13 protein-coding genes are annotated in these 12,343 nt (G+C 65.8%); 3 read left to right on the top strand and 10 right to left on the bottom strand.

The genetic code is table 11. The features are described from left to right. Positions 1–2: 2 nt before the first annotated feature. The 9 genes from ACE103_RS30895 to ACE103_RS30855 all read right to left on the bottom strand — a co-directional run bounded on the left by ACE103_RS30895 (position 3) and on the right by ACE103_RS30855 (position 7,805). On the bottom strand, positions 3–992 hold the full coding sequence (locus tag ACE103_RS30895; protein ID WP_375776126.1) for a hypothetical protein: 990 nt from the start codon (positions 990–992) through the stop codon (positions 3–5). Then, positions 989–1,765 carry a creatininase family protein gene (locus ACE103_RS30890; RefSeq protein ID WP_375776125.1) on the bottom strand — a complete coding sequence of 259 codons (777 nt, stop codon included), beginning with the start codon at positions 1,763–1,765 and terminating at the stop codon, positions 989–991. The genes ACE103_RS30895 and ACE103_RS30890 overlap by 4 nt, the downstream gene beginning before the upstream one ends. 12 nt (positions 1,766–1,777) lie before the next feature. Beyond that, positions 1,778–2,563: a putative DNA-binding domain-containing protein gene (locus tag ACE103_RS30885; RefSeq protein WP_375776124.1), complete on the bottom strand. Its 786-nt coding sequence runs from the start codon at positions 2,561–2,563 to the stop codon at positions 1,778–1,780. Continuing rightward, a complete protein-coding gene (locus ACE103_RS30880) occupies positions 2,560–3,459 on the bottom strand; it encodes a DUF692 domain-containing protein (RefSeq protein WP_375776123.1) in 900 nt (299 codons plus the stop codon). Before ACE103_RS30880 ends, ACE103_RS30885 begins: the two co-directional genes overlap by 4 nt. Positions 3,460–3,561: 102 nt before the next feature. Beyond that, positions 3,562–3,819, bottom strand: a complete 258-nt coding sequence (locus tag ACE103_RS30875; protein WP_021077200.1) for a hypothetical protein — start codon at positions 3,817–3,819, stop codon at positions 3,562–3,564. A 182-nt stretch (positions 3,820–4,001) separates the two neighbouring features. After that, on the bottom strand, positions 4,002–4,265 hold the full coding sequence (locus tag ACE103_RS30870) for a hypothetical protein (RefSeq protein WP_375776122.1): 264 nt from the start codon (positions 4,263–4,265) through the stop codon (positions 4,002–4,004). Positions 4,266–4,586: 321 nt separating this feature from the next. Next, a complete protein-coding gene (locus ACE103_RS30865) occupies positions 4,587–6,377 on the bottom strand; it encodes a thioredoxin domain-containing protein (RefSeq protein WP_375776121.1) in 1,791 nt (596 codons plus the stop codon). 97 nt (positions 6,378–6,474) lie between these two features. Further along, positions 6,475–6,939: a DoxX family protein gene (locus ACE103_RS30860; RefSeq protein WP_223975491.1), complete on the bottom strand. Its 465-nt coding sequence runs from the start codon at positions 6,937–6,939 to the stop codon at positions 6,475–6,477. Positions 6,940–7,073: 134 nt separating this feature from the next. Then, positions 7,074–7,805 (bottom strand): cytochrome c biogenesis CcdA family protein, encoded by a 732-nt coding sequence (locus ACE103_RS30855; RefSeq protein ID WP_092115881.1) that lies wholly within the window; start codon positions 7,803–7,805, stop codon positions 7,074–7,076. 190 nt (positions 7,806–7,995) lie between these two features. Between ACE103_RS30855 and ACE103_RS30850 the strand changes: the two genes are divergently transcribed. Together ACE103_RS30850 and ACE103_RS30845 are read left to right on the top strand one after the other, a co-directional pair. Then, complete coding sequence (locus ACE103_RS30850; RefSeq protein WP_375776120.1) at positions 7,996–10,041, top strand: adenylate/guanylate cyclase domain-containing protein; 2,046 nt, start codon at positions 7,996–7,998, stop codon at positions 10,039–10,041. A gap of 74 nt (positions 10,042–10,115) precedes the next feature. Further along, entirely contained in the window at positions 10,116–10,400 is a 285-nt protein-coding gene (locus ACE103_RS30845) for a hypothetical protein (protein WP_375776119.1), read from the top strand. A gap of 13 nt (positions 10,401–10,413) precedes the next feature. Here the strand turns inward: ACE103_RS30845 and ACE103_RS30840 are convergent, their stop codons facing one another. Continuing rightward, positions 10,414–11,145, bottom strand: coding sequence for a FadR/GntR family transcriptional regulator (locus tag ACE103_RS30840; RefSeq protein ID WP_375776118.1), 732 nt, complete (start codon positions 11,143–11,145; stop codon positions 10,414–10,416). A gap of 159 nt (positions 11,146–11,304) precedes the next feature. Here ACE103_RS30840 and ACE103_RS30835 point away from each other — a divergent pair, with 159 nt between their 5' ends. Further along, entirely contained in the window at positions 11,305–12,336 is a 1,032-nt protein-coding gene (locus tag ACE103_RS30835) for a TRAP transporter substrate-binding protein (RefSeq protein WP_375776117.1), read from the top strand. Positions 12,337–12,343: the final 7 nt, after the last annotated feature.

The raw sequence follows: 12,343 nt of genomic DNA, 5'->3' as shown, positions 1-12,343 counted from the left end.
CGCTATCCCGCGCGTGCTGCGGTGATCGCCTTGCGGATATCGGCCAGCGGCGCGCGGTCGTCGAATTCGACGCTGTCGCCCTGGAGCTTGACGCCGAGGTCGCGCCACAGCGTGGCGAGATCGGGCGTCACGGGTTTCGATCCCCATTCGCCGTGCAGCCGCGTCAGCACGTCGACGCCGACCGCCTTGTCGGCGGTCGACAGCACGCGCGCGATCGGCCAGTCCTTCTCGTGATTGCCGCCGGCCGCGAGCACGCCGCGCATGGCATCCTGCAAGCCGAACTTGTTGCCGGTGCGCTTGCGGATTTCGACGTCGGCGAACAGGCAGAACATCGCGCCGCCCCAGTATTTTCGGCCCCAGGTGTCGGTATGGTCGAGGCCCTCGTCGCCGGCCTGCGGCAGGCCCTTGGGCATGTCGCGCAGCATCGCCAGCCAGATCTCGCGCGCCGTGAGATCGCCGGCCTGCACGCGCGCGACCGGCTCGACATAGACCGCGAGCCCCTCCGACAGCCAGGCATAGCGGTCGTCGAGATCGGGCAGGGCGGTGTGCACCATCTCGTGCACGATCACCCAGTCGCGCTTGAGATCGTCGACGCCGGCGTCGCGGCCGATCGGCAGCCGGATCGCGGCGCCGCGATAGCCCCATGTGGTGCCGCCGCGAACCCGCGAACCGTCGACCGGCACGATCAAGAGCCGCAACGAGCTGACGGGAAACCGGCCGTAATAGATCGAGACCGCGCGGGCCGACGCCTTGATCCAGTCGAATATCCGGTCCTTCGGCAGCGCCATCTCGCCGGGTGCGAACCCGACATGGATGGTGGCGCCGGCGACCTCGAGATCGGTCTTCGGCAGCCGGTCGAAGGCGTCGTAGGGCATGCCTTCGCCGCGCATGAACTCGGACTGCGCATCGACATGACATGATGCGATGCCGATCAGGATCGCAGCGATCAGCATCGCGGCGGCGATCACGCGATATGTCGGGATGCTCTTCATCGCGGTGTGCCGCGCCGCTGTGGCATGGCGTTCTCGCCAAGCGCCGCGGTCACTTGTTCGCTGAGATCATCGAGAATCGCCGCGAGCAGCGCCTCGCCCTTGGCTGGCGTCGCCAGCGTCGGATCGCCGTAACTGCCGGAGCGGCTGTAGTTCGGCGAAGTGCTGTCCGACGGCGTCAGGCGGCCGGGCGCCTCGTGCTGCAGGGCGGGGCTCGCCTCGGCGCTGCCCCGATCGACCACGTCCGGTGCCAGCGCCAGCATCAGGGATGTCTCCAACTCGTCGGCATGGCTGCCATGGCGTTGCTCGGAGATCTGCTCGGCGGTGCGGCGGAAGCGCGGGCCCTGGTAGAGCCGCAGATGTCTCACGCGGGCCGGCTCGAAGGGCGCCAGCGCGCGTTCGACCGGAGCGAGCGTGCTGATCCCCGTGTTGAGCACGAACAAGGTGCCGATGCCGCTGTCGAGGATGCCGGCGGCGATCTCATGCACCATGGCTTCGAACGTTGCCGCCGACAGGCTGGCGCTGCCGGCATATTCGACGAAAGCGGGGTAGTGACCGTAGGTGATGGTCGGCCAGACCAGCGCGTCGAAGCGTTCGGCGAGATGCGTCGCAAACCACTCGGCCTGCAGGCGGTCGGTGTTCAGTGGCAAATGGAAACCGTGCTGCTTGGCGGCGGCACCGATCGGCAGGATCGCCGGTCGCTTGGCCGCAACGCGCCGCGCGACCTCGTCCCAGGTGAGGCGTTCGATGCAATGGCTGACGATGTCGGCGCCCATGCCGCGGGCCCTCTATGTGCCGATGGAAGCCGCTGTCAGAAGCCCCGCCGTGATCCAGCCATGCAGATAGCCGGCGCCGCGCGCTGCGGCATTGTCGGGATCGTCATAGGTCGCGAGCATCTCACAGAGCACGCCGAACGGAACACCATCGGAGGCTTCGTCCCACATCATCGCTTCCTCCGTCGACAGCTCGCGGAACATCGGCGTGGTGTCCTGGCGCCAGATCAGGAGGCGCGCAGGTTCGGCGAGCGTCTCCGCCTCGGGCGGCGTCTCGTCGTTCTTCAGGGTCATCCAGATCGCAGCCGCATTGGTCGATAGGTCGATCCTCGCAGCGCTGGGATGCGGCTGGAATACGAGGTCGTTCCAGACCTCGGGCGCGAAACCGGCCATCGCCTCCAGCGCGAGCACTGCGCCTTCACCGGCGTCGAAGGCGTCGTTCAACGCCTTCTCCAGCGCGGCGAGGTCGCCAAGCACGGGATGGTTGCTGTAGGGGGCGGTGGCCCTCAGGAAATCCGGCAATCCCCGTGAGAACCAGCGCAGGTTCGGGTGCTCGGACGGCCGTGCCTTGACGTAGGCATGGCCCATCTCGTCGAACATCTCGTCGCCGAGATAGCGATGCAACAGCTCGTGGTCGTTACGCATCGCCTCGACCAGCCGTGAGCCGTAGGCAAAACGGTAGACACCGAACAGCGTCGTGCGCGTCTCCCTTGGGCTGTCGAGGATTTCGCTCAGGATGCCGTCGTCGCCGCTGAGGATGGCGCGCTGGAAGTCACCCTGCTGGCGCGCGAAGTCGGTCATGCCGCCGGCGCGCCCACGGGCAGCACCTGCCCCGCGATCTCGCGGGTGCGCTCGACCTCGTGCAGCAATTCGTCGAGCGGCGGGATGTTGTCGTCGCGCTCGATCATGGTCGAGACCCGTCCGAACCGCTTCAGCGCCGCGACATAGAGGTCCCAGACGTCCTCGCACACCGGATGGTCGTGGGTGTCGATGATGTGGGTGCCCATGTGGCTGTGGCCCGCCATGTGGAATTGCACCACGCGATCCGGTGGAATGCCGTTGAGGAAGGCCATCGGATCGTAGCCGTGGTTGAAGGCGCTGACATAGACATTGTTGATGTCGAACAGCAGCCAGCAGCCGGAGCGGCGCGACAGTTCGGAGAGGAATTCCCACTCCGTCATCTCGGAATTGTTGAATTGCACATAGGTCGAGACGTTCTCGAGCACGATGGCGCGGCCGAGGAAATCCTGCACCAGCTGCACCCGGCTCACGACGTGATCGAGCGCCTCCCGCGTGTAGGGGATCGGCAGCAGATCGTGCAGGTTCTTGCCGTGCACGCCGGTCCAGCACAGATGATCGGACATCCATTTCGGCTGCACGCGTTGTGCGAGGTCCTTCAGGCCCTGCAGATAGTCGAAGTTCGGCGGCGCGGTGGAGGCGATCGACAGCGAGACGCCGTGCATCACCACGGGATAGCGCGCGCAGATCCGGTCCAGGATGCGCAGCGGCTGTCCGCCCGGCAGCATGTAGTTCTCGCTGATCACCTCGAACCAGTCGATCGGCGGATTTCCGTTCAGGATCTCGTCGTAGTGCTGGGCACGCAGGCCGAGGCCGAAGCCGAGGAACGGCGGCTTGGCCGATTGCAGCGGGCGCTCTGCGAGCACCGACTTGTCCGGTGATCGGCTCGCAACGTTCATGGCGGCTCCGCGCTTCCGGCGCCAGGATCGCGGCGCCCAACTTCAAAAACTATCATGGAAACGAGGCCCGGCCTACACCGGGCCCCGCTTGGTCCGATCCGTTCACCCGGCCTTGAACTTGCCCTTCGCCGCGGTGCAGTCGGCCTTCGTCATCTCCGCAAAGCCCTGGCCCTTGCAGGCATTCTGACCCTTGCAGGCGTGGTTGCCGCCTTTGCAGGCGCTCTGGCCCTTGCAGGCATTGGCGCCAACGCATTTGCCTTCGCTCGCAGCGTAGGACTGCGTCGACACCACGGCTCCGGCCAGGAAAAGCGTCGCTGCAGCGGCGGCGAGGGTGGCACCGGACTTGGTTGTAAGCTTCATGGGCGTCTCCTTGTGCAAGTGGTTGAAGGTGCGCCGCCCGCAAGCCGTGTGAGTTGGCCGAAGGCTGCACCCAAAGTTAGCTACGGATGTGGTCTGCTTTGGTTACCAATGCCGGGATCATTTATCCGCGCCTTGGCGTGAGAAGGCCCGGCGCGGTCGCCGGGCCTTCCGGGGCGATGCGATCAGCCCCTGACGAACTTGCCGCCCATCGCGTTGCACTGCTTTTCCGAGCTCAGCGAGAAGCCGGTGCCCTTGCAGGCGTTCAGGCCCTTGCAGGAATTGGCGCCGCCCTTGCAGGCGCTCTGGCCCTTGCAGGCATTGCCGGCCATGCACTTGCCCGCGGCGGCATTCGCGGACGTCGAGGTGGTCGAAACCACGGAGCCGGCGAGGAACAGGGTAGCCGCAGCGACGGCGAGCGTTGCGCCGGACTTCGAACTCAACTTCATGACGATCTCCTCGGTGATTGTTTGAAAGCAAAAAACATGGCGCCGTGAGCATCCTTCGATCGTTCGATCCCGGACCGCACAACGGATGGACATTCGGAGAGCAATCAGATCGCAGGGGCATCCGCGGCGCGGTGCTTCCCGCGATTTGAGTGCTCGTCCAAGATCAGCTACGGGGTATCAGGCGATTTGGTTACAGCGTTTCAAAAGAAAATTTTGTTTGGTCCGGGACTGACGCCCGGTCCATGTCAAACACCGTCGGCCAAAGAGTATTTCATTGCGCGAGGCCGATCGGTTTGCTGCATCGCACTGTGCGCATTTTAATCAGTTTTGCGCGGCGCGTGCCGGCTTCAGCTTCGCCATCTGCGCCACGTTCGCCTGCAATTCCTCGGCATTGAACGCCGGGAACGAGCAGATGCGGTTGCTGCATGCAAAGGCCGCGGGCTCGCCGAGGTCCGGATAGTCGACGTCCGGGTTGGGCAGCTTGCCCTCGCGCGGGTCGAGCCATTCGAGCCGCTTGTAGCGGGCTGGCAGGGCGCGGGCGATCGCATGCAGGCCTTGCGCGCGGCCGTCGTCCTTGTGTCCGACGATGGTGACATGCGTTGGCTCCGTCGCCAGCTCCTCATCGGCGAGCAGCACGCCGGGCATCGGCCGCGGCATCTCGGCCGAAGCCGCGCCGAGATAGCGCATCGCATGCGCGGCCAGTTCGCGGGTGCCGTCGCTGCCGACATAGCGATTGAGCATGTTCATGAAGCGTGCGACCTGGATCTGGTCGTCGATCAGCTTCGCGGGCTTGGCGAACACGCCGGCTTGGCCTTCCGACGTTTTCGACGTGAGGAAGCCGCCGGCGTCGTCGCGGAATGTCGCGGCGAAGTCGCCGGCTTTCGCCGCCGACGTCAGCCAGTCGCGATTGCCGGTCGCGGCGTAGAGATCGAGCAGGGCCTGACCCATCGCGACGGTGTCGCCGAGGAAAGGGCCACCGCGATCCGTATCGCCATGGCGGAAACCGCCGTCCGGCAGCGCGCGATTGGCGAGCACCCATTTGGCAGCGCGCTCGGCGATTGCGAGCGCCTTGGGATCGGCGCTCGCGTCGTAATAGGCGACGAGGCCCGAGATCGCCCAGCCGTTCTCTCGCGCATAGAGGTTCTTGTCGATGCGCGGCAGGCCGAGCTTGCGGCGCGCGGCATCATCAAGCGCATAATAGGCGTGGCCGTCGACGTCGTGATTGAGATCGGCGTCCTGGCTGACATAGAAGGCGCCGTCGGGGCTCAGCAGGACATCCGTCAGGTAACGCTCGACGTTGCGCGCGGCCGCGAGATATTTCTGATCCTTCCACTGCGCATAGGCCTGGCTGTACTGCCGCAGATATTGCGACTGGAACGAGATGATCTTCTCGAAATGCGGATGGCTCCAGGAGCCGGCTTCGGAATACTGGAACACGCCGCCCCACACCGGATCGATCAGCGCGGCCGCGGCATCGAGCGTCTGCCTTGCGCGCTTTGTTGCCGTCGTGTCACCGGCTTCGGCCCGGCTGACCGCAAGGTCGAGGCTGTCGGCGTCGATATATTTCTGGTTCTCGCCCCAGCCGCCGAGCTTGTCGTCGTAGGATTCGTCGAACGTCCTGGTCAGCTCAGCGCGTTGCGCCTTGCCGAGAAAGGCCGAGGTGGCGGGCTTGATCTCGAACGCCTCGCCGACCGACGGGCCGGGCGAGGGATCGTCGATAATGGCCTTGAGCAGCGCCTGCATCCGCGCGGGCTCGATATAGCCCCTGATCTTGGCGATCTCGCTGCCGTCGGGCGCGAACACGATGGTCGCGGGCCAGCCCCAATCGCCGTAGCGGCTCGACAGATCCGGATTGGCGTCCTGGTCGACGCGGACCGGGAGATATTTCGCTGCAAGCAGCTCCTGCACCTTGGGGTCGGCGTAGGTGGTCTTCTCCATCACGTGGCACCAATGGCACCACACCGCTTCGAGATCGAGGATGACGAAGCGCTGCTCGGTCGTGGCGCGCGCGAACAGATCGTGGCTCCAGCCGCTCCATGCCGGGGCGTCCGCCGCAAGTGAGGGCGACGCGCTCAACGCCATGAGAATTGCGATGCTGCGGACAAGTCTCATGGCGCGCTCCCGAAGGCGAGGGTCGTCTGAGCTACGGGGCCGCCAGCATCGGGGCTCGCGATGTCACGGCATTGTGAGCCGGCCTTCCGGGCTAATCTCAGGTCGACGCCTTCCGGCCCTCGACCGCGTTGACCAGCAGGCGGTCGAGCGAGGCGGCGCCGGGACCTGCGATCGCAAGCCACATGAAGGCGGCGAAGTAGGTCGCTTCCTCGAACCCGAGCAAGGTCTCCAGCGAGTCGACGTCGCCCCATTTCGCCGACTTGATCGCGACGATCATCACCACCGCGAGCATCGCGGCCGGGATGCGGGTGAACAGGCCGAGGATCAGCATCGCGCCGCCGAAGCATTCGACGCCGGACACGAAGGGGGTGAGGATGGTCGGGAATGGAATGCCCCAGCCGACGAAGTTCTCGGTGACCTGGGCGAGGTTGGTGAGCTTGCCCCAGCCGGCCAGCATGAAGGTGTAGCCGACGATGATCCGCATGATCAGCGGCCCGGCCCAGGCAAAATGCGCGGCGATCCGCGCCGGCAGCAGAATCAGCAGGTTGACGATGGAGTTCATGCGAAACCCTCCCAATATTCCGCCACGCAGCCGGCGCCGGCGTTCAGTGCGAACGCACGTCAATCGGCAAGAGCCAAAAGCTACGGCAGCGTCATGGTGGGAGTTTCGCCGGGATGGCGGCCTTGTTACGGGCCCTAGCCGATATTTTGCAGCGCCGGGAAGGTTTCCAGCAGCCAGACGCTGACACCTGACACCGCGCCGGTCAGGAAGCCGATGCCGGTGACCACCATCAGCACGCCCATCACGCGCTCGACGGTGTCGAGATGGCGCTTCATCCGCGCGAACACCGAGGAGAACTGCTTGACCATGAAGGCGGCGAGCAGGAAGGGGATGCCGAGCCCGGCGGAATACACCGCGAGCAGGCCGGCGCCCTTGGTCACCGTGGCCTCCGCGGCCGCAATCGAGAGGATCGCGGCCAGGATCGGCCCGATGCACGGCGTCCAGCCGAACGCGAACGCAAGCCCCATCACATAGGCGCCCCACAGCCCGACCGGCTTGGGCGCGGTCAGCCGCCCCTCGCGCATCAACAGGCCGATCCGGGTGATGCCGAGGAAGTGCAGGCCCATGATGATGATGACGATGCCGGCCAGGATCGAGAGCTCGGCCGACCAGGCGCGCACCAGCCCGCCGACGATCGAGGCGCTGGCGCCGAGCGCCACGAACACGGTTGAGAAGCCGAGCACGAACATCACCGCCGCCGTCATCACGGCGCGCTTGGAGGCCGCGGTGGCGCCGTCCTGATTGACCTGCTCGATGGTCGCACCGGTCAGATAGATCAGATAAGGCGGCACCAGCGGCAGCACGCAGGGCGACAGGAAACTGACTAGACCGGCGATCAAGGCGGCCGGGATCGTGACGTCGTGCATCAAGGAACCTTCGAAGATAGCTGGCTTGTCTTGGCGTGTACGGGCCCAACAATCCAGAAGTTTCGTCGCAGATGCATTCAACTATGGTCACAGGCCCGTGTCCGAGGGCTGCGTTGCGTCCGGCGCTGGTGAAACAATCGCGGATATGTTGCGTAATGCGGTAAAGCAACCGCTGATCCGGACCTCATCGATGCGCATCGGCATCCGCAGCGCCATCTCCGCCCTCGTCCTGACCTCGATCGTGGTCAGCGCCGTCGGCGTGCATCTGTTGTGGTGGCGCACCGCACAACGGGTGAGCCAGACGCTGGCCGACACCATCAACGACCAGATCGTGTCCGCGGTCGGCGACGAGCTGCAGTCGATCACGACCGAAGCGCGCTCGTCGATGACGGCGGTGCGGACGCTGTTGACCGAGAAGGTGCTGGACGCCCGCGACGCGCGCAAGCGGCAGTTCGTGTTCCTGTCGCAGTTGCAGTCGCAACCGACCATCTCGTGGGTCGCGTTCGGCTGGCCGGACGGCTCGTTTTTTGGCGCCCACAAGCTCGGCGACGCCGGCGTCGAGATGCTGACCATCTCGCCCGACCGCAAGCTGCGGGCCGATCAATACGACTATGCCGGCATCGACATCAAGCCGAAGGGCAGCACCGTCGAGGACGGCAAATATCTGGTCACGGAGCAGCCCTGGTTTCGCGACGCGATCGCAGCCCGCGACCAGCAATGGTCGACGCTGACGACGCTGCCCCGCGGCGAGCGGCTGGCCGCGATGCTGGCGGTGCCGATCGATGTCGACGGCGAGCGCACCGGCGTGCTCGCCATCATCATCGAATTGACCCGGGTGTCGAACTTCCTCTCGCAACTCACGGTCGGCAAGTCGGCGGGCGCCTTCCTGCTCGATCGCGACGGCGGCGTGATCGCGTCTCCGGATCAGGACGCCGACGAACTGAATGCGCTGAAGACCGACCATCCGCTGTTGCCGGTTGCGGTCGCCGCGATCAGGCAGGCCGGCAAGGCCTACGATCCCGGCGAGGGCGAGGCGTTCCGCTCCCAGGTCACGCGGGACGGGCAGGCCTATCAAGCGGTTCTGACGCCGATCTCGTTCCCGGGCTGGTCGCTGGTGACGGTGGTGCCGGAATCCGAATTCCTCGGCCCGGTGCGGATGACGATCCGCAACCTGCTGATCGGGCTCGCGGCGCTGATCGCGGCCGCCGGGCTGTTGTCGGCCTGGCTCGCGCAGCGCCTGATCGCGGCGCCCCTGATCAAGGTGGTCGGCGAGATCCGGCATATCGAGCGCTTCGACCTCGACAAGGTCGAGCGGCATCCGTCGCGCCTTGCCGAGATCGAGAACCTGTCGGGTGCGATCGGCGACATGGCGCAGGGGCTCGCCGCGTTCCGCAAATACATTCCCGCCGATCTGGTGCGGCGGCTGGTCAGCGACGGCAACGGCGCGCGGCTCGGCGGCGCGGTGCGGCCGATGAGCGTGATGTTCGTCGACCTCGCCGGCTTCACCGGCATGTCGGAACGGCTCGGCGACCGCATCATCCCCTTGCTGTCGCGCTATTTCGACATCGTCTCCGCGGCGATCCAGCAGGAGAGCGGCACCATCGACAAGTTCATCGGCGACGCCGTGATGGCGTTCTGGGGCGCGCCCACTGCCAATCCGGACCATGCCGCGGATTGCTGCCGGGCGGCGCTCGCCTGCCAGCGCGCGGTCGCGCAGGCCGGCCTCGCCGACGACAAGGGAGAGGCGGTCAGGATCCGCATCGGCATCAATTCTGGCGACATGCTGGTCGGCAATATCGGCTCGGAAGTGCGGCTCAACTACACCGTGATCGGCGACGCCGTGAACATCGCAAGCCGCCTCGAGGGCACCAACAAGGTCTATGGATCGACCATCATCATCGGTCCGGAGACGCGGCGTCTGGCCGGTGACCGCATCGTCGTCCGCGAGCTCGACCGGCTCGCCGTCTACGGCCGCGCCGGCGGGCTCGAGATCTACGAGTTGATCGCAATGGCCGACGAGGGCGCCGTTGCGCGCGACTGGATCGCGTCCTATGAGGCCGGGCTTGCGGCCTGGCGCGCCGGCGATTTCACCGTCGCGGCGGTCGCCTTCGAGACGGCACGGCAACTGCGCGGCACGGATGCGGCGTCTGCGCTGATGATCGCCCGATGCCGGCATCAGCTCGACAATCCGACCGACGAGGATTGGGACGGCACCACGGTGGCGCGCTCCAAATAGTGCTGCCGGTTTTTGCCAGTTCGCGCAAAATGGCGTTATCGTTTGCCGATCACAGGGGTGGACGGGAGAGCGGCATGAACGCCCACGAGTTCGAACAGCAACTGAAGGCCGACGGTTTCCAGGAAATCGAACGCCAGAATCTTGATCCGCGCCCCGGCAAGGGACGGCATCGGCATCATTTCGAGATCCGCGGCCTGGTCATCTCCGGAACGTTTGTTGTCAAGCAAACCGGCGAACCCGTCGCCTATCGTTCAGGACAGGTCTTTTCGGTTGCCGAGGGCGAATTGCACGACGAGTGGATCGAGGCCGATGGCGCGCACGTGCTGATTGGCCGGAAGTTTTCCGAGACGAGCGCCTGACGCCAGGGAGCTGCTATCGGCGAACCGGGGTCTCGAATTCCCGGCCCCGAATCCGCACCAGATCGTCGGCGGAATGCGTCAGCAGCACCACCGTGGCCTCGCGCGCAGCCTCGGCATCTCCCGCGACGATCGCGTCCAGCACCGCGCGGTGCTCGATCAGCGCGCGCGGCCGGTGCGAGCCGGGCGCTGCGATCGTAAAGCTCTGGCGCAGGGTGATCTCGAACATCTGCGCGATCGGCCAGAAGAACTCGTTGCGGGTCGCGAAATAGATCGCCTGATGGAACATGATGTCGGCGGCGACGAAGTCGTCGTTGGTCTTGGCCGCGTCCATGCCGTCGCAGCCGGCGCGGATGCGGGCGATGTCGTCAGCCTCGGCATGGTTCGCCGCCAGCGCTGCGGCGGCGGGCTCGACCGCGGAGCGCAGCTGGAACAGCTTGGCGAGATAGCGATCGATCTCCGTGGTCTCGAGGTGCCAGCGCAGTACGTCGGGATCGAGCTGATTCCACTGCTCGGGTGGCCGCACCCGCGTGCCGCTTTTGGGGCGCGACTCGATCAACCCCTTGCCGGTCAGCGTCCGCATCGCCTCGCGCACCACGGTGCGGCTGACGTCCATCATCGCGCAGATCTGCATTTCCGGCGGAAGCGTCTCGCCGACGCCGATCTCGCCGCGCACGATGCTGCTGCCGACCCGGTCGGCGACCTGGCTGTGCACGCTCCGGCGCAACGCGTTGGAGGTCTGGAACATCGGAAGCCTCGCTGCGGTTGGTTGTCTGCGCCGCCGCCGCGGCACTCTTGCACAACCGAATGTCTTTTGTCATACATTATGACAAAAGAGCTGCCAAGCTCGCGCCAACAGGGCGGGTAGCTGAGACATCAAGATCCGTTCCTGGGGAGGAGCACCATCATGATCTCGAAGCATGTGAACCGCCGCATCGTGCTGCGGTCGTCGGCCGCGGCTGCGGCGTGGCTCGCCGCCGCGCCCGCCATCATCGGCCGCGCGCAGGCCGCGACCATGAAGATGCGGTGCTCCTCGTCGCTTCCGAACGACCCCAAATACGCCAACGGGCGCGTCTACTACGACAACCTGGTCAAGAGCCTGAAGGCGAACGGGCTCGGCGAGCAGATCGAGGTCACCTTCTTCCCCGACAACCAGCTCGGCCAGGAGATCGACGTCATCAACTCGGTGAAGCTCGGGGTGATCGACCTGATGGTCTCGGGCTCGTCGATCTCGGCGAACCTCGTGCCGCTGGTCGGCACTTTCGATCTCGGCTACCTCTTCACCAGCTACCAGCAGCAGACCAAGGCGTTCGATGCCGGCGCGGCGAAGCCGATCGAGGATGCGTTGCTCAAGGGCGGCAGCATCCACATCGTCGCCTGGGCCTACAATTTCGGCGCACGCAGCGTGCTGGCGAAGAAGCCGGTGAAGACGCCGGAAGATCTCGCCGGCCTGAAGATCCGCACACTGCCGAACCCGATCATCACCGAATGCTTGCGCCTGATGGGGGCTGCCGCGACACCGCTGGCGTTCGGCGAGATCTACACAGCGCTGCAAGCCGGCGTGCTCGACGGCCTCGAGCACGATCCGCCGACCATCCTGGCCAGCAAGTTCTACGAGACGGCCAAGCACTATGCGCTGACCCAGCACATCTTCTCGCCGCTCGCGGTCTATTTCAGCGACACCACCTTCAATCGCATGGCCCCCAAGCTGCGCGAAGGCTTTCTCGACGCGGCGAAGCAGGCCGCAACCGACACCCGCGCGCACGGCCTTGCGGTGGAGAAGGAGGCGCTGGCGACCCTGGTGGAGAAGGGCGTCACCGTCGTCGAGTGCGACAAGGAGGCGTTCCGCAAGCGCGTGCTGCCGCAGACCGACAATTTCATCAAGGCGCGGCCCGAGGCGAAGGCCGTCGTCGATCTGATCCGCGCCACCCAGGCCTGAGGTCGGC

It is taken from the genome of Bradyrhizobium sp. ma5 (assembly GCF_042258955.1).
Lineage (GTDB): Bacteria > Pseudomonadota > Alphaproteobacteria > Rhizobiales > Xanthobacteraceae > Bradyrhizobium.
This window is presented reverse-complemented; position numbering and strand designations above follow the sequence as displayed.

Excerpts from the sequence above, each read along its gene's own strand:
- ACE103_RS30895 (WP_375776126.1), bottom strand. The coding sequence starts at position 992 with ATGAAGAGCATCCCGACATATCGCGTGATCGCCGCCGCGATGCTGATC.
- ACE103_RS30890 (WP_375776125.1), bottom strand. The coding sequence starts at position 1,765 with ATGGGCGCCGACATCGTCAGCCATTGCATCGAACGCCTCACCTGGGAC.
- ACE103_RS30885 (WP_375776124.1), bottom strand. The coding sequence starts at position 2,563 with ATGACCGACTTCGCGCGCCAGCAGGGTGACTTCCAGCGCGCCATCCTC.
- ACE103_RS30880 (WP_375776123.1), bottom strand. The coding sequence starts at position 3,459 with ATGAACGTTGCGAGCCGATCACCGGACAAGTCGGTGCTCGCAGAGCGC.
- ACE103_RS30875 (WP_021077200.1), bottom strand. The coding sequence starts at position 3,819 with ATGAAGCTTACAACCAAGTCCGGTGCCACCCTCGCCGCCGCTGCAGCG.
- ACE103_RS30870 (WP_375776122.1), bottom strand. The coding sequence starts at position 4,265 with ATGAAGTTGAGTTCGAAGTCCGGCGCAACGCTCGCCGTCGCTGCGGCT.
- ACE103_RS30865 (WP_375776121.1), bottom strand. The coding sequence starts at position 6,377 with ATGAGACTTGTCCGCAGCATCGCAATTCTCATGGCGTTGAGCGCGTCG.
- ACE103_RS30860 (WP_223975491.1), bottom strand. The coding sequence starts at position 6,939 with ATGAACTCCATCGTCAACCTGCTGATTCTGCTGCCGGCGCGGATCGCC.
- ACE103_RS30855 (WP_092115881.1), bottom strand. The coding sequence starts at position 7,805 with ATGCACGACGTCACGATCCCGGCCGCCTTGATCGCCGGTCTAGTCAGT.
- ACE103_RS30850 (WP_375776120.1), top strand. The coding sequence starts at position 7,996 with ATGCGCATCGGCATCCGCAGCGCCATCTCCGCCCTCGTCCTGACCTCG.
- ACE103_RS30845 (WP_375776119.1), top strand. The coding sequence starts at position 10,116 with ATGAACGCCCACGAGTTCGAACAGCAACTGAAGGCCGACGGTTTCCAG.
- ACE103_RS30840 (WP_375776118.1), bottom strand. The coding sequence starts at position 11,145 with ATGTTCCAGACCTCCAACGCGTTGCGCCGGAGCGTGCACAGCCAGGTC.
- ACE103_RS30835 (WP_375776117.1), top strand. The coding sequence starts at position 11,305 with ATGATCTCGAAGCATGTGAACCGCCGCATCGTGCTGCGGTCGTCGGCC.